Annotated in this window: 17 protein-coding genes and 1 pseudogene; 6 read left to right on the top strand and 12 right to left on the bottom strand. The window is 68.9% G+C overall.

Going from position 1 to position 14910, the window contains the following annotated elements:
- The first annotated feature begins 29 nt into the window (after positions 1 to 29).
- Genes LPA46_RS15690 through LPA46_RS15680 form a run of 3 tightly spaced genes read left to right on the top strand, consistent with a single transcriptional unit; the run spans position 30 to position 3026 of the window.
- On the top strand, positions 30 to 941 hold the full coding sequence (locus LPA46_RS15690; protein WP_230893300.1) for a sodium:calcium antiporter: 912 nt from the start codon (positions 30 to 32) through the stop codon (positions 939 to 941).
- A 41-nt stretch (positions 942 to 982) separates the two neighbouring features.
- Positions 983 to 2308, top strand: a complete 1326-nt coding sequence (locus tag LPA46_RS15685; protein ID WP_230893299.1) for a GTPase — start codon at positions 983 to 985, stop codon at positions 2306 to 2308.
- Positions 2309 to 2351: 43 nt separating this feature from the next.
- The gene (locus LPA46_RS15680; RefSeq protein WP_230893298.1) at positions 2352 to 3026 is read left to right on the top strand and encodes an SDR family oxidoreductase; all 675 of its coding nucleotides are present in this window, start codon (positions 2352 to 2354) and stop codon (positions 3024 to 3026) included.
- On the opposite strand, the pseudogene LPA46_RS15675 reads toward LPA46_RS15680, so the two are convergent.
- Positions 3027 to 3711 (bottom strand): annotated as a pseudogene (locus LPA46_RS15675) (YqjF family protein). It abuts the gene before it with no gap.
- A gap of 81 nt (positions 3712 to 3792) precedes the next feature.
- Between LPA46_RS15675 and LPA46_RS15670 the strand changes: the two are divergent.
- Positions 3793 to 4653, top strand: a complete 861-nt coding sequence (locus tag LPA46_RS15670) for a ZIP family metal transporter (RefSeq protein WP_230893297.1) — start codon at positions 3793 to 3795, stop codon at positions 4651 to 4653.
- A 1-nt stretch (position 4654) separates the two neighbouring features.
- Here the strand turns inward: LPA46_RS15670 and LPA46_RS15665 are convergent, their stop codons facing one another.
- From LPA46_RS15665 to LPA46_RS15635, 7 genes are read right to left on the bottom strand one after another with little or no spacing between them, the layout of a single operon-like run.
- Positions 4655 to 6148 carry a hypothetical protein gene (locus LPA46_RS15665; protein WP_230893296.1) on the bottom strand — a complete coding sequence of 498 codons (1494 nt, stop codon included), beginning with the start codon at positions 6146 to 6148 and terminating at the stop codon, positions 4655 to 4657.
- Positions 6149 to 6208: 60 nt separating this feature from the next.
- On the bottom strand, positions 6209 to 6640 hold the full coding sequence (locus LPA46_RS15660; protein ID WP_230893295.1) for an NUDIX domain-containing protein: 432 nt from the start codon (positions 6638 to 6640) through the stop codon (positions 6209 to 6211).
- Positions 6641 to 6684: 44 nt separating this feature from the next.
- A complete protein-coding gene (locus LPA46_RS15655; RefSeq protein ID WP_230889181.1) occupies positions 6685 to 6999 on the bottom strand; it encodes a transcription factor S in 315 nt (104 codons plus the stop codon).
- Between the two features lie 8 nt (positions 7000 to 7007).
- Positions 7008 to 7463 carry a hypothetical protein gene (locus LPA46_RS15650; RefSeq protein WP_230893294.1) on the bottom strand — a complete coding sequence of 152 codons (456 nt, stop codon included), beginning with the start codon at positions 7461 to 7463 and terminating at the stop codon, positions 7008 to 7010.
- The gene (locus tag LPA46_RS15645) at positions 7456 to 8433 is read right to left on the bottom strand and encodes a hypothetical protein (RefSeq protein WP_230893293.1); all 978 of its coding nucleotides are present in this window, start codon (positions 8431 to 8433) and stop codon (positions 7456 to 7458) included. Before LPA46_RS15645 ends, LPA46_RS15650 begins: the two co-directional genes overlap by 8 nt.
- A gap of 43 nt (positions 8434 to 8476) precedes the next feature.
- Positions 8477 to 9316 (bottom strand): RAD55 family ATPase, encoded by an 840-nt coding sequence (locus LPA46_RS15640; protein WP_230887950.1) that lies wholly within the window; start codon positions 9314 to 9316, stop codon positions 8477 to 8479.
- A 24-nt stretch (positions 9317 to 9340) separates the two neighbouring features.
- Positions 9341 to 10327, bottom strand: coding sequence for a beta-ribofuranosylaminobenzene 5'-phosphate synthase family protein (locus LPA46_RS15635; protein ID WP_230893292.1), 987 nt, complete (start codon positions 10325 to 10327; stop codon positions 9341 to 9343).
- 153 nt (positions 10328 to 10480) lie between these two features.
- On the opposite strand from LPA46_RS15635, the gene ilvD reads away from it, so the two are divergent.
- Positions 10481 to 12190, top strand: a complete 1710-nt coding sequence (ilvD, locus tag LPA46_RS15630; RefSeq protein WP_230893291.1) for a dihydroxy-acid dehydratase — start codon at positions 10481 to 10483, stop codon at positions 12188 to 12190.
- Here the strand turns inward: ilvD and LPA46_RS15625 are convergent, their stop codons facing one another.
- Together LPA46_RS15625 and LPA46_RS15620 are read right to left on the bottom strand one after the other, a co-directional pair.
- The gene (locus LPA46_RS15625; protein WP_230893290.1) at positions 12191 to 12631 is read right to left on the bottom strand and encodes a hypothetical protein; all 441 of its coding nucleotides are present in this window, start codon (positions 12629 to 12631) and stop codon (positions 12191 to 12193) included.
- Positions 12631 to 13320, bottom strand: a complete 690-nt coding sequence (locus LPA46_RS15620) for an RAD55 family ATPase (RefSeq protein WP_230887954.1) — start codon at positions 13318 to 13320, stop codon at positions 12631 to 12633. The genes LPA46_RS15625 and LPA46_RS15620 overlap by 1 nt, the downstream gene beginning before the upstream one ends.
- A gap of 185 nt (positions 13321 to 13505) precedes the next feature.
- Here LPA46_RS15620 and LPA46_RS15615 point away from each other — a divergent pair, with 185 nt between their 5' ends.
- Positions 13506 to 13700 carry a cold-shock protein gene (locus LPA46_RS15615; protein ID WP_058983995.1) on the top strand — a complete coding sequence of 65 codons (195 nt, stop codon included), beginning with the start codon at positions 13506 to 13508 and terminating at the stop codon, positions 13698 to 13700.
- Between the two features lie 113 nt (positions 13701 to 13813).
- On the opposite strand, the gene LPA46_RS15610 is transcribed toward LPA46_RS15615, so the two are convergent.
- Complete coding sequence (locus tag LPA46_RS15610; RefSeq protein WP_230893289.1) at positions 13814 to 14203, bottom strand: hypothetical protein; 390 nt, start codon at positions 14201 to 14203, stop codon at positions 13814 to 13816.
- A 99-nt stretch (positions 14204 to 14302) separates the two neighbouring features.
- Positions 14303 to 14503 carry a DUF7835 family putative zinc beta-ribbon protein gene (locus LPA46_RS15605; protein WP_230893288.1) on the bottom strand — a complete coding sequence of 67 codons (201 nt, stop codon included), beginning with the start codon at positions 14501 to 14503 and terminating at the stop codon, positions 14303 to 14305.
- Between the last annotated feature and the right edge of the window lie 407 nt (positions 14504 to 14910).

Genomic DNA, 14910 nt, shown 5'->3' with positions numbered 1-14910 from the left:
ACGACACCCCGTAGCCCGCGCCCGGTAGCGTGTTCGCGTCACTGCTCACGCTGCTGGCGGGCGTCACGACGCTCGTCTACGGCGGCGACCGCGTGGTCGACGGCGCGAGCGAACTCGCCCGCCACGCCGGCGTCTCCACGTTCTTCGTCGGCGTCACCGTCGTCTCCGTCGGGAGTTCGGTGCCCGAAATCGCGACGTCGCTGTACGCCGCGGCGTACGGCTCCGGCGACCTCGTCGTCGGCCACATCGTCGGCTCCGCGACCTCACAGATTACGTTGGGCGTGGGTATTCTTTCGCTGGCCGCGCCGTTGTCGGTCGCCCGTGAGAAGACCCGCGTCTACGGCGGTGGAATGCTCGCTGCGATGGCGGTGATGGCGGTCGCGCTCCAGTCCGGGACCATCACGCGCGTCCAGGGCGCGCTCATGGTGCTGGCGTACCTGGGTTTCCTCGCGGTGCTTGCCGAGCACGAGGACTACGCCGAACACGTCGCGGACTCGGAGCTGACGCTCCAGCGCGCCGCGGGCTACGTCCTCCTGGGCGTCGCGTTGGTGGTCGTCGGCGGCCACCTCCTCGTGACGGGCGGCCAGCGCCTCGCAGTCGCCGTGGGCGTCCCGAGTTACCTCGTCGGCCTCGTCACGGGACTCGGGACGACTGCGCCCGAAATCGCGGTGGCGCTGGTCGCCGTCCGCCGCGACCGCACCGGCATCGCGGTGGGGACGCTGCTCGGCTCGAACATCACGGACCCGCTGTTCTCGCTGGGCGTCGGCGCCGCGCTCGCGGGCGTCACCGTCACCGGCGTCGACGCCGTCCTCACCTCCGTCGGCTACATGATCGTCGCCAGCGCGCTCGTGCTCGCGGTCGTCTACACGCGCCGGCCCGTCGGCCGGGCCGGGTCGCTGGCGTGTCTCGTGCTCTACGTCCCCACCTTCCTCCTCGGGTAGTGGCGGGTAGGCTTACGGTGGTGGCGTGGCGACGCCACAGTATGCGACGAGTCGTCATCGTGGGTGCCCTCGGCCGCGACTTCCACGACTTCCTGACCGTCTTCCGCGACAGCCGCGACCACCGCGTCGTCGCGTTCACCGCCGCACCAAGTCAGAACCTCGGTGAGACGGGCGACCACCACGCCACGTTCCCCGCAGCACTCGCGGGCCCGGACCACCCCGACGGCATCCCGATCGTCCCCGAACCCGAACTCGAAGCCGTCGTCGAGGAGTACGCCGCCGACGAGGTCGTCTTCTCGTATTCCGACGTCTCCCACGAGAAGGTGATGCACGTCGCCTCGCGGGCGCTGGCGGCCGGCGCGGACTTCCGCGTCGTCGGCCCCGACGAGATGCAACTCGACGCCGACGTGCCCGTGCTCGCGGTGGACGCGGTGCGCACGGGCTGCGGGAAGAGCCAGGTGTCGCGGGCGCTCACCGCCGAACTCGAATCCCGTGGCTACGACGTCGCGGTCGTCCGCGAGCCGATGCCGTACGGCGACCTCACCGAGAAGCGCGTCGAGCGCTTCGCCGACGAGTCCGACCTCGCCGACCTCACCATCGAGGAACGCGAGGAGTACGAGCAGCACGTCCAGCGTGGGCACGTCGTCTACGCGGGCGTCGACTATGCCGAAATCGTCGAGCGCGCGAGCGCGGAAGCCGACGTCATCGTGTGGGACGGCGGGAACAACGAACTCCCGTTCGTTCGCCCGGACCTCCACGTCGTGCTCGCGGACCCGCTGCGCGCCGGCGACGAACTCACCTCCCACCCCGGGGAGGCGAATCTCCGGGACGCAGACGTCGTTGTCGTGAACAAGGAGAACAGCGCCAGCGACGACCAGATTCAGACGGTCGTGGAGAACGTTCGCGAGGTGAACCCGAACGCCGAGATTCTCCACGCGGACTCCGTCGTGACCGTCGACGACCCCGACGTCGTCCGCGGGAAGGACGCGCTCGTCGTCGAAGATGGTCCGTCGCTCACGCACGGCGGCACCGACTACGGCGCCGGCACGGTCGCCGCCGAGCGCTACGACGCCACGCTCCTCGACCCGCGCGAGGAAGCGGTCGGCTCCATCGCGGACACCCTGGAGAAGTACGACCACCTCGACCGGCTGCTGCCCGCGATGGGGTACACCGACGAGCAGATTGCGGACCTCGAAGCCACCATCCGGAACGTGGACCCCGAGGTCGTCGTCGCGGGGACGCCGCACTCGCTGTCGGACTACGTCGACGTGGACGCGCCAATCGTGCAGGTCGACTACCACGTGGAGTTCCACGACACCACGATCGCAGACTTCCTCGACGCGCACGCCGACGACATCGGCCTCTGAGCCATCCGGGAGATTTACCCCCGGTGGCGTCGTCGCTGTCGCCATGACGACAACGGTAGCGGTGACTGGGGCGACCGGCGGCCTCGGCGAAGCGGTCGCGCGGGCGTTCGCCGACGAGGGCGCGACGGTCGTGCTCGGCGGCCGGGACCGACAAGCGCTCGATGCACTGGCCGACGAACTCGGCGGCGAGTTCCTGCGGGCGGACGTGCGCGACGAGTACGAACTCGAACGCCTCATGGAGCGCGCGTCGAAGGCCGGCGACACCTCCGGTATCGACGTGGTTGCGCCCTGCGCGGCCGTCTACCACGGGCCGGCGGGCGAGACGCCGCTCCCCGAGGAGTCCTACAGCGCGTTCGACGACACGATGCGGACGAACGCCCGCGGCGTGTTCGCGGCCGTCCGCGAGGCGCTCCCGCACATGGACGAGACAGGGCGCGTAGTCATTCCGACTGGGAGCGTCGCCCGCGACCCGGACCCCGGATTCGGGGCGTACGCCGTCTCGAAGGCCGCCGTCGAGGGCGTCGCGCGCCAGTTCGCGGCGGACTGCGAGCAGGCCGTCGGCTGCGTCGACCCCGGTGCCGTCGATACCGCACTCCACGGGGAGGGCGGCCGAGACCCCGCGGAAGTCGCGGGGCTGTTCACGTGGGCGGCGTCCGAGCCCGAGCGCCTCGACGGCGCGGTGCTGGACCTCGCTGACTGGCAGGCGGCGAGCGAGTAGTCAGACGACACGCACGCGCTCGGCGGTGACGTCGACGCCCGGGCTGTGGAGGAGGTGCGGGACGGATTCGGGCTGTTCGAAGCCGTTCGCGGCGAAGAGGTCGTTCGTGCGGAACGTCGCGTCGGCGTGCGCGAGCCGCCACGGGTCGTGGGCGACTTCGCCGCAGAACACCCGCTTGCGGCCGGCCGCGTAGAAGCGGTAGCGCTCAAGCAGGAACGCTTCGAGCGTCCCCGGACTGGCTGCTGCGGGCTCGCCGACGGGCTCGTAGGTCGCGTCGAACTCCAGGTCCGGGACGCCGGAGTGCGTGCGGTGGCTCCGGAACTCGACGGCGCCGTCTTCGTGGGTGACGTTCATCTCCGCACGGTAGTACGGCAGCCAGGAAGAGCGTGCGCGCGAGCGCGACGCCGAGCCGGTCGTTCGCGTCGAGGTTGAAGAAGTAGATGCCAGGGCCGGCGTCGCCGGTGACGTACGTGCGGAGGTTGAGTTCGCCGAACGTCCGGCCGATGGACGCGGGGATGCCGAACGGCCGGACGTCTTTCATCACGAACGGGACCGCAGACAGCCACGCACGGCCGTCGAACGTGTCCACCTCGACACCGTCGGGGAGTCGTCTGGCGACGACTTCGGGGTCGACCGGCCAACTCGCGACCAATACGTCCCGCCACTCCATCGAGACGACGTCCATACCCGAAGTACGCGACCTGGGGTCTTCGGCGTGCCGGCCAACCGACACAGTATTAACTCTCCGGGAGGATTTAATAACTGAATGTCTGTCACGCAGTCCGTCGCGACAATCCGGGCGCGCACCTCGCGCCTCGGCGCCGTCAGTCTCGTCGCGTTCCTCGCGCTGTCCGCCTACGTCTTCAGCACGGGCGAAGCGCGGAAACTCCTCGGCATCGCGTGGGTCGCGTTCGCCGCGATGGCCGGCGCCGCCGCAATCGGCGCACGCGCCAGCACCGAACACCCAACAGGCCTCGTCTGGGGGTACGGCCTCGCCAGCGGCGCGATGGTCGCCAGCTCCGCCGCGTTCCTCGTCCCGCAGGCCATCGGCTACGCCCCCAAGCCCGGCGGCTTCGGCATCGCCGCCGGCATCCTCGTCGGCTTCGGCGCACACACCATCGGCCACCTCGTCACACACCGCGACCTCCCGCTGGACCGCACGTCCGCCGAATTGGCCGCGCACTCGCTGACCGCCGGCTCCATCATCGGCATCGTCTACACCGCGATGCCCGAGCTCGGCCCGCTACTCGGGCTCGCCATCGTCTCCCACAAAGGCCCCGCGGGCTACGCCGCCGCGCGCCGGCTCACCGCGCAGGGCCGCTCCCCGATGATGCTGCTACTCCCATCCGCCGGCGTCGGCATCGCCGCGCTCGCGGTCACTATCCTCTCATTCCCAACGGACGCCACCTTCCGCGCCGTCATCTTCGGGTTCGCCGCCGGCATCTTCCTCCACGTCGCGATGGACTTCCTCCCCGAGTGCGAGACCGGCAGCGAAGTCCACGCCGCCGCCACCCGCGGCCTCGACGACCACGACCACGGCGTCCTCGACCAGCTCCGCCTCCACGCCGTCGCCTCCACCGCGCTCGGCGGCATCGCGGTCGCGACCGCGTGGCTGCTGCTGCAGTGACTCACTCTTCTGGTCCGCCGCGCGTGACCTCATACGCTTGCCCACGGAACGTGAACCGCCGCGTGTCGGCATCGTAGCCAAGCGCGCTGTCCACCGCATGCTCGTCCGTTCGCACCACCACGCGCTCGACGTCGTCTGTCGCTGCCGCGAGCGCGTTCCGTAGTCCGCTTCCCGCTCGGGCGAACCCGCCGTCGCCCATCACTTGTTCGGCGATGACGCGCTCGTCGGCGTCCACCACGCGCGTCAGCGTGAACGACGCGTCCGGCGGACGCTCGCCGTCGCCGTACCGCCCGGTCGCCACCACTGCCGTGTCGCCGTTCACCTCAACGGTCGCATCCTCGGTCGGGGTGATGGTCACGGGGTCGCCAACGAGTTCCACGAGCGCCGCGCTTTGGTCCTCGGGGTGGCCGTAGCCCGCGACGACGGCGTACTCGCCGCCACCGAGATAGCCCCGCGTCAGCCCGTCCCGGCAGCCACCTCCGCTCACCTCGCACGGCACGGCGTCGCCGTTGAACGCGCGTAGCGCCCACGGCTCCCGGCTGCCCGGCGCGAGCTGCCGGCAGTCCGACGTATGCCCCATCGGTGCGACGTGGAACCACTCGCCGTCCACGAGCTTGTGGAGGTTCCAGTGCCCGCAGCCCACCGATTCGTGGCTGTGGTTCACCACCTCGAACGCCACGCGGGCGTCAAGTTCGACGCGCTCGCTGGCCGGTCGGACGAACACTTCTGTTGGTTCGTCAGCGTCGTGGAACCACTGTACTGTCGCGCCGTCGGCGAGCGCCGGGACCGACCGGCCGTCGAACCGCGACGCCGCGTCCGGCCCTGGACTAGTCGTGTCCCAGACGGCGACCCGCGCGTCGCCGTCCCGGCCGCGGAACTCGTAGGTGCCTGTTGGTCGCCCGTCCATCTCCGGCTCGCCGACGAGCACGTACTCCAGTTCGACGCGCTCGCCCGCCTCCATCGGCTCTGTCTCGGTCATCCATGGTCCAAGATCTTCGACGCGCCAGTAGCCGGACTCGTCGCGCACCACCTCCGGCACCGTCGCCGCGAGATCGTTGTTCTCCGTCGGCGCGAAGTGCAGGCGCGCCCCGTGGTCGTAGCCGCTCGGCTGTCGACCGTGCACTCGTCCGACGGCAGGAATCCACTCCACGTCGACCGGGTTCGCGTAGTCGCCCCGGTTCTCCAGCCACCCTCGCAAGCGCGCGGGGTGTTCGGCGGTCGCCGTGCGGTCGAACCACAGCGCCACCTCCACCCCGTCGTCGGTGCGCTGGCGCGTCGGCGCGAACGCGTACGTCCGCGGTCCCGTCTCTAACTCGACGATGCTCGCGTACGCATCGGGCTCGCCCGAGGGCACGTCGCCGGCGCTCGTCGACGTTACAGATCTAGTCGTCTGCAGGTCATCGACGGTCGTTCCGGTGCCATCGCCCGACGACGCACACCCCGCGAGGGCTGCGGTGGTCGCCGCCAGCGACGACAGGAGGGCTCGGCGTCGCATACTCGGACCTCCAGCGCCGGCAGTAAAGCCCTTCTGTGGACTTACACAGCGACTGAACCGTCAGTCCGATCGGGTGGCCGCGACGCGCTTGGCAAACTCGACAACGTACTCGGGTACGTTCTCGTTTCCTTCGAAGTGCTCGTACGGCAGCCAGAACGCGCGCTCGACCTCGTCGGTGGCGTGCACCCGTGGCTCGCCAGCGACGTACTCGCCGCGCGTCACCACGTTCAAGCACTGCGTCCCCTCGTCGGCGACGAACGTGTTACTGCAGATGTACTCGATGTCCCCAACCTCAATGCCGACCTCTTCGCTTACCTCCCGCCGGGCCGTGTTCTCGATGGCATCCAACCCTTGTTCCTGTTCGACTTTCCCGCCCGGGAACGTGACAGTTCCCGGTGCGTGCTCCTCCTCGCTGCCGCGCTCGATGACGAGGTACTCGTCGTCTCTCACCACGGCGCAGTCCACGTTCACGACGTACGCGAACTCGTTCATGTGCTCGCGTCACCCCAGTCGAGCGTGAACGTTTCGGAGGTGTGCTAGGCGTACTCGCGCCATCGACTCCCGCACTCTTTACATTTGAAGAAGCGCGTCGGCGGCTCGTCGGCGGCGCCAGTCTGCTTGATGGTGTACCACGCCTCGTCGTGGCCACAGTCCGGGCAGATTTCCTCGGCCGTGGGTTTCCCCTCGAAGTTGGCCTCCTCGCTCGTCTCGATGACGTCGCTGGTGTCCTGAGCGGCGGTCGTGACGAACTCGCCGCTGTCGCCGGCGGGCTCGGTGTTCCCACAACCGGAACATACCCGCTCGTCGTCCTGCTTGTGCATCATCGACCCGCACTCGTCGCAGAACTGCATGTCCCGAACTAGGGCTCGTCCGCGGAAAAATCACTCGCCTCGCTCTCCTCGCGGGCCGCGACCACCGGACAATTCACGACGCGGAAGTGGTCGGTGTCGACCTCCGCCTCGATGGTCGTCCCGTCGTGCGTGCACGCCGTCTCCGGCGGGTCCGAGAAGTGCTCGCAGCCCTGGCAGAGCCGTTTCTCGACGACGCGCACGTCGCGGTCGAGTTCCCCGCTGGCTCCGGCTTCGACGCTCGTCGACTCCGCGACGCCCACCGCGTCTGCGACCGGCTCGTCCGCGGACTCCGAGAGTTGCTCCCAGACCTCCTCCTCGTCGACGCTGCCGACGTCGACGTCCGTGAACAGCTCCTCGAACTCGTCGTCCGTCTCTGCTTCGCGGCTTCGCTCGACATCCTCGCGGAGGTCCGCCAGCGGCTCCCGCTCGTCGTGTTCGTCGTCGCCGTCGTGTTCGTCACTCATCGCGCTCACCCTTCGGCTGGTCCTCGTCGAAGTCGTCCGCGACCTCGGAGAGTTCGTCGCCCTCGACGCGCTCCGGGTCGACGACTTCCGGCCCCTCGTCGGTATCCTCGTCGTCACCGGCGGCCATCGCTTCGAGCGTCTCGCCGTCGGTACCGAGCCACGACTCGTCGTCGAGCACGCTCTCGTCGGTCGGCAGCGCGGGTGCCGACCCCGTCACGAGCATGTGCGTGCCGAACCAGCCCGGGTTCGCCTCCACTTCTTCGAAGGTCGCCGCGCAGAACGGACACTCCGGGGCGGTCAACAGCGCGATTGTCACCGTCTCGCCGCACTCCTCGCACTCGGCTTCGCGGACGTCCGCGACGTTGGCCTCCCGTTTGAGGCGCTCGGCGCGCTCGCGGCGCGCCTCCGCGGCCGCCAGCGACGCCACCGAGTCCCGCATCGATACGACCGCCGTCGCCAGCGTCGCCGTCTTCCGGTTGAGGTCCTGGGTCTCGTCGCGGAGGTACGTCAACACCTCCTCGAAGTTGTCGAAGCCCGCGTCTACGCGCTCGCGGAGCCGTCGCGCTGCCTCCGAAACCTCCGCGACCTCGGCTTGCGCGTCGCGGGCGGCGTTCACCGCCTCCTCAGCTTTCGAGGAGAGTTCCGGGTGGTCGTGGTCCTTCGGCGCTTTCGCGTCGGCGTCGCGCTTAACCTGGATGACGCGCTCGCGGACATCCTGAATCTTCTCGTCGAACTCGCTGTCCACGGTCTCGATATCCGCGCGCAGGTCGTCCTCAACGGCGCGCAAGCGGTCATCGAGGTCGTCGCTGGTGACGACGTCAGTCTGCTCGTCGGCTTCGCGATACGCCGCCAGAACCCGTTCGAGAAACTCCTCGGTGGGCACGCCGAGGTCGTCGGCGCGCTCCGACAGCCACGACGCGACGGGGCCCTCCAGCGTCGTCTCGACTGCGTCCGACGTGCTGTCGGCCATTCACCCAGAATTGGCACTCTGCTCTCTTAATCGTTGGCCCGCGCTACCGGATCTTCCGGACGTCCGTGACGTCGAAGCCCGCGTCGTGAATTTCGGTCTCGAACTGGACGATGTCTTCTTCCTCCAAGCGCCCGAGCACGCCACGGAACTCCCGGACGAACATCGTGCGCACACGCTCGTTTCCGCCGCTCTCCCACCGGAACTGCACGGTGCCGTCCACGGAGGTCATCAGGCTCCCGAACTCCTCCTCGGTGACCGCGTCCCGCGTCAAGTGCAACAAGAGCAAGCCGTCCCAGCCGCGAGCGGCCTTCCGCAGTCCCTTCAGCGTCATCACGACGTCGCTGAACGCCATCTCCTGTTCGCGTGCGCCGATGAGGTCGGTCAGCGAGTCCACGACCACGAGGCTGCCGCTGGCGTGTTCGTCGAGGTAGTCCGCGAATGCTTCGAGGACGTCCCGCCGGTCGCTGTCGGACTGCCCGAGGTCCAGAATCGAGCGGTGTTCGCCCGCGTACCACTCCCGGGGGACGGGGCTCAACTGGAAGTACTCCGGCGAGAAGTCCTCGAAGGTTACCGCGTCGAGGCCCGCGTCGACGATTTCCTCGTCCATCGTGAACGAAATCTCCCGGCGGAGTTCGGCCTCGTCGGCGGTGAACGAGACGTAGTGGATGTCCTCCGGCGGTACCGCCGACCCATGGAGGTCGCCGTAGTGTAACTCGAAGAGCTCCGGGTCGGCGGCCTGCAGGCCGTTGAGGACGGCGCTCGTGTAGACGAACTCGCGAGCGCCAGCGCCCGCTTCTCCCGACAGCAACACGACACTCCCCTCGGGTGCGCCACCCCCGATGCGGCCGTCCAGCCGCGATATCCCGAACGGAATCGTCGCCATACGCCCGAGTCGCGCGGGCGGCGTTTACGCTTTTCCCTGCCCCGTCTCCGTGACGCGCGCGCCCTCGTTGCGGGGCGCGACCACGCGGACGTCGCCATCGACGCCAGCCGCGTCCAGCGCGTCGCGGCCCGCTGCCAGCGCGTCCTCGGCACGACTCTCGTCGGTGACGCCGTAGACGGCCGGCCCCCACGACGATTGGCCAGCGCCCGACACTGCGGGGCTCCCGTCAAGCGCGTCCACGATGCACCCTACAGGTGGGCGGTAGACGCCGCCCTGCTCGTCGGCGTACCACGCGCCGTTCAGCCGCCCGACCTCCGCGACCGCCGCGCCGAACGCCGCGACGTCCTCGCTGGCAAGCGCCGGGAGCACGCGCCGCGTCACGACGCCCGAAATACGGTCCGCGAGCCCGGGGTCAGCCGCCTCCACGGCCGAGCGCATGCTCGCGTCCTCCTCGCTGCCGTCCTTCCCGGGTGTCGCGTCGGGCAGCACGAGCAGGAACCGCCAGTCGTCGGGAACCCGGTGGCGTGCCGCGACCGCTGGGACCGTCCACTTCCCGCGCGCCGGCGCCTCCGTCGTGAACAGTCCCGTCGGGTGGCCGGCGTCGAGGACGAACTCGCCCGCCTCGAACGTCGCGACGCCCACGCCGCTCCGGCCGCCTCGTCCCAGTTCGGGCGCGAGGTCTCGCACGTCTACCTCGCGACCGTGGGCTCGCGCGACTGCTTCGAGCACCGACAGCGCGAGTTGCGTCCCGGAGCCGAGCCCGACGTGCGGCGGTAGTTCCTCCCGAACGGTGAGGTCGACGCCCGGCATGTTCAGCACCTCGCAGGCGCGCTCGGCGTGCTCGCGCGCTCGCTCGTGGTCGCATCGAATCCCGTCCGCGCGCTCGGCTTCGACGACCACCCGTGGCTGGTCGAGCGCGACGCCGAGGCTGCCGTACAGCCGGTCGTGGGACAGCGAGAGGTTCAGGAAGCCGAAGTGGAGTCGGCCGCCGCTCTCGACCCGGGTGGGCATACTACCGGGTTCGTCACCGGCGGTGTTGGTGGTTCTGCCGCTGGCAAACCTTCCCGGTACCCGATTCGGGCGAACATCATCGCCTCCTACCGGGCCTCCGGCAACATCTGTTCAGTCGGCGTGCTTTAACCGCTGCGCGCGTAACCACCTTACATGAGCAAGCAGAAGGACAAGGACCTCCCGAGCGCCGACGTCACCGAAGGCGTCGAGCGCGCGCCCCACCGCGCGATGTTCCGCGCGATGGGCTACGACGACGCAGACTTCTCCTCGCCGATGGTCGGCGTCGCGAACCCCGCCGCCGACATCACGCCGTGCAACGTCCACCTCGACGACGTCGCGGACTCGGCCGTCGAGGGCGTCGAGGGCGGCGACGGCATGCCCATCGAATTCGGCACCATCACCATCTCGGACGCCATCTCGATGGGAACCGAGGGGATGCGCGCGTCGCTCATCTCCCGCGAAGTCATCGCGGACTCCGTGGAGCTCGTGGCGTTCGGCGAGCGCATGGACGCCCTCGTGACCGTCGCGGGCTGCGACAAGAACCTCCCCGGGATGATGATGGCCGCAATTCGCACCGACCTCCCGTCGGTGTTCCTCTACGGCGGCTCCATCATGCCCGGCGAGCACGACGGCCGCGAGATTACCGTCCAGAACGTCTTCGAAGGCGTCGGCGCGGTCGCCTCCGGCGACATGAGCGAGGACGAACTGGAGGAGATGGAGCGCCACGCCTGCCCCGGCGCGGGTGCCTGCGGCGGGATGTTCACCGCGAACACGATGGCCTCCATCTCCGAGGCGCTCGGCCTCGCGCCGCTGGGCTCGGCCAGCCCGCCCGCGGAGAGCGACGAGCGCTACGACGTCGCCGAGCGCGCCGGCGAACTCGCCGCGGAGTGCGTCCGCGAGGACCGCCGCCCCTCGGACATCCTCACGCGGGAGAGCTTCGAGAACGCCATCGCGATTCAGGTCGCGCTCGGCGGCTCCACGAACGCCGTTCTCCACCTACTCGCGCTCGCCGCGGAGGCGGGCGTCGACCTCGACATCGAGGACTTCAACGAGATAAGCGACCGCACGCCGAAGGTCGCGAACCTCCAGCCCGGCGGCTCGCGCGTGATGAACGACCTCCACGAGGTCGGCGGCGTCCCCGTCGTCCTCGCGCGCCTGCTCGACGCGGGCCTCATCCACGGCGACGCGAAGACGGTCACCGGGCGCACCATCGAAGAGGAACTCGACCACCTCGGCGTCGACGGCAGCGTCGACGAGGACGTCGACTTCCTGAAGCCCGTCGACGACCCGTTCCACGAGACGGGCGCAATCACGGTGCTCACGGGGAACCTCGCGCCCGACGGCGCGGTCCTCAAGGTCACCGGGAAGGACGAGACCCAGCACACGGGTCCCGCGCGTGTCTTCGAGTCTGAGGAGGACGCGATGGCGTACGTGCAAGAAGGTCACATCGAGTCCGGCGACGTCATCGTCATCCGGAACGAGGGGCCGCGCGGCGGCCCCGGGATGCGCGAGATGCTCGGCGTCACCGCTGCGGTCGTCGGGCAGGGCCACGAGGACGACGTGGCGCTGCTCACCGACGGCCGCTTCTCCGGCGCGACCCGCGGGCCGATGGTCGGCCACGTCGCGCCCGAAGCCGCGTCTGGTGGTCCCATCGCGCTCGTGGAGGACGGCGACGAGGTGACCGTCGACGTGCCGAACCGCGAACTCTCCGTGGCGGTCGACGACGACGAGATGGCGTCCCGGCGCGAGGACTGGGCGGAACCCGAGCCGCGCTACGACTCCGGCGTGCTCCGGAAGTACGGCGTCCAGTTCGGCTCCGCCGCTCACGGCGCCGTCACCAACCCCGCGGCGAAGCGCGAGTAACTACTTCCGCGAGAGAAACTCCGGGAGTCGCAGCCGGTCGAGATCTTTTCTGGGGAGCGTGTCGATGTCGATTCGCTTCAGGAGCTCCGGGAGGTCCATGCGGTCGCCACCCTCGCCGCTCGCGTCGATGTCGCCGCCCTCCTCGCCCTTGTACGTGATTAGCTTCGACCAGACCGCGCGCTCGCGGGACGGGAACTCCGAGGGGTCGACGTCGCTCTCCCCCGAGGCGAGTTGGCTGTCGAGGTCCGCCGCCGAACTCTTCCCCTCGTCGTAGGCCATCTCCACGAGCGACCGGCCCGCCGCGGCGACGAGCTGGCGGTACTCCTGTGGGTTCCGGTCGCCCAGCGCCGCGGCGACGCCCAGCGCGTACGCCCGCCAGACGGCTTCCTCGCGGTCCAGTTCCTCGCCGTCCCAGTCGCGGGAGAAGGATTCGTCGTACATCACTCGGGGCGGACTTTCCGGCCGGGGTCGACCTGCAGCCCCCCGCCCGTGAAGGAGACGTCCCGGATGTCGCAGTCGATGTTCGTGCCGCGCATCTTCACGAGCTGGACGCCGCGGGTCATCCCGCCGCCCTCTAGGAAGTTGTGGAGGAAGATGACGCCGTGGGCGAGGTAGTGTTCCTCGGCGTACGCTGTCGGGTCGGTCATCTCCGAGACGAGCAGGACGGTGGCGTCGGTCTGCTTGAGGCCGGTCGCGAAGTGCGTGACCTCCGCGTCGGCGTCGTCGGCGAAGTGCGCCAAAAGCATCGTGGAGTCGACGACCACGCGGTCGTAGTCCTCCTGGCGGATCATCGACGCGAGCCGCGAGGAGAGTCCGGACTCGCGGCCGTACTGGGTGAGCGAGCGCCGCGAGCGCTCCCGCGTGAGGTTCAGGAATTCGAAGTTCTCGGCGTTGGCGGCCCGCGAGAAGCCGAAGTCGTAGTTCGCCATGTCGTCGACGAGCTCGTTGCGCGTCTCGTGCATCGTCACGTACAGCACTTCCTCGCCGTTCTTCACGCCCTCCGTGACGTACTGGGCGGCGAGCGTGGTCTTCCCGCTGCCGGGTGGCCCGCTCAGCGTGTACAGGCGGCGCGCCGGGAGCCCGCCGTCGAGGAGGCTGTCGAGCCCGGCGACGCCGGTCGAGATTCTCATCGGTGGTGCTCACGTGGGCCACGCTTAAATCCTCCCGTGTTCGACGGCTTTCACGTTCTCTCCCGCAGCCCTCCGTCGGTTCGCTGTTCAGTTGGCTGGACTGGGAGTCGGTCCGTGTCACTGCCACCCGTGCCACGACCGGTCTCGGAAAGGTTATCCGTGCATCCCGCGTACCTGTAGTTGCAATGGCAACCGGTACGGTTGATTTCTTCAACGACACGGGCGGTTACGGTTTCATCGAATCTGAGGACGCGGACGAGGACGTTTTCTTCCACATGGAGGACGTCGGCGGCCCGGACCTCGAAGAAGGACAGGAAGTCGAGTTCGACATCGAGCAGGCCGACAAGGGCCCGCGCGCGACGAACCTCACCCGGCTGTAATCCCGGCGTTCCTTCGTAGAACTACACTTTCCGATTTTTGTGACCCACGCCGAACAGCGGCGCACTCGTCACGCAACAGTCTAACATTCGCGTAGCCACCGGCTCGTGAGGACTCACTCGTCGCCGCGACGAACGCGCACGAGGAGGTCGCCGTGCACCTCCCCGAGCACGGTCGCGCGCTCGTGGCGCTCGACGGCCTCCCGGTCGACCTCGTGGGCTTTCCGCACGGCGACGCGGCTATCGTCGTTCGTCCGAATCGCACCGACCTTTACGAGTCGGTGCGGTTCCACGTACTCGTAGACGTCCCGGAGCGCCGTCGGCGCGTCGGTGTCGACCGTGCCGATGGTCGCCGCGCCCAGCCGGTCGTCAGGCGCGAGGTCGGCCGCGCTAATCGAGACCCGCTGCCCGAACTTCTGGGACATCGCCGGCAGCACGCTCTCCTGGGTCTGCTGGGACGGCTGGGTCTCCGTCGAGCGCAACACCACCCGGAACGTCACGGCCATAGCCCGCGCTACCACGCCAGGTCATATCATACCACGTGCTACGAGTCAGCACGCTGAATCTTCCACCAGAACCCGCTCACACGCCCAGCGCGCGGTCGCTCAGTCCTCGTCCATCGCCCGGACGGACTCGGTTCCACACTCGCGGCACGCCGACACCCGGTACGGCTGGCGAGCGAACGCCGCGTCCGCCTCCGGCGTGCTCTCCACGCGGAGGTCTATCGTGACGCTGTGTGGCGTCTTCTTGCGACAGCTCTCGCACGACTCCGTCCGACCGGTGCTGTGTGGTGCCTCGCTCGCCATCCTCGGTACCACACGAATACTGTCGCGTCGTGCATCCCAACTGGGCCTAAACAGTTAGGGTGGCAGGGATTCGAGAGCACCACGAGAATCTACACTAGCAGGGAGTCGTGTACCGCTTCGCGGCGTACCGGGTTCACAGTCGTGTACAGATTCGGGAACGCGATTCACTCAATGCGCAACCCCATGAGAGTAGGTATGGAATCGAGAAACGAAGCCGAACGTGGAGCAGCCGCTACTAGAAGGTTAAGCAGTAGGCCCGGAAGTGGATTCCGGGCTATAGTGAAGTGGGACCGCCGAGTTCCGACGGCAGTCCCGTGGCGATTCACTGTCTGCTCTCCGTACTGCGTTTTCGTGGACATAATCAGTGGTCCTCCATCTTCTCGAGAAGACTCCGCCGGTGCGACGCC

The sequence above is a fragment of the Halobacterium sp. KA-6 genome (genome assembly GCF_021029015.1).
In the GTDB taxonomy this organism is placed as follows: Archaea; Halobacteriota; Halobacteria; order Halobacteriales; family Halobacteriaceae; genus Halobacterium.
This window is presented reverse-complemented; position numbering and strand designations above follow the sequence as displayed.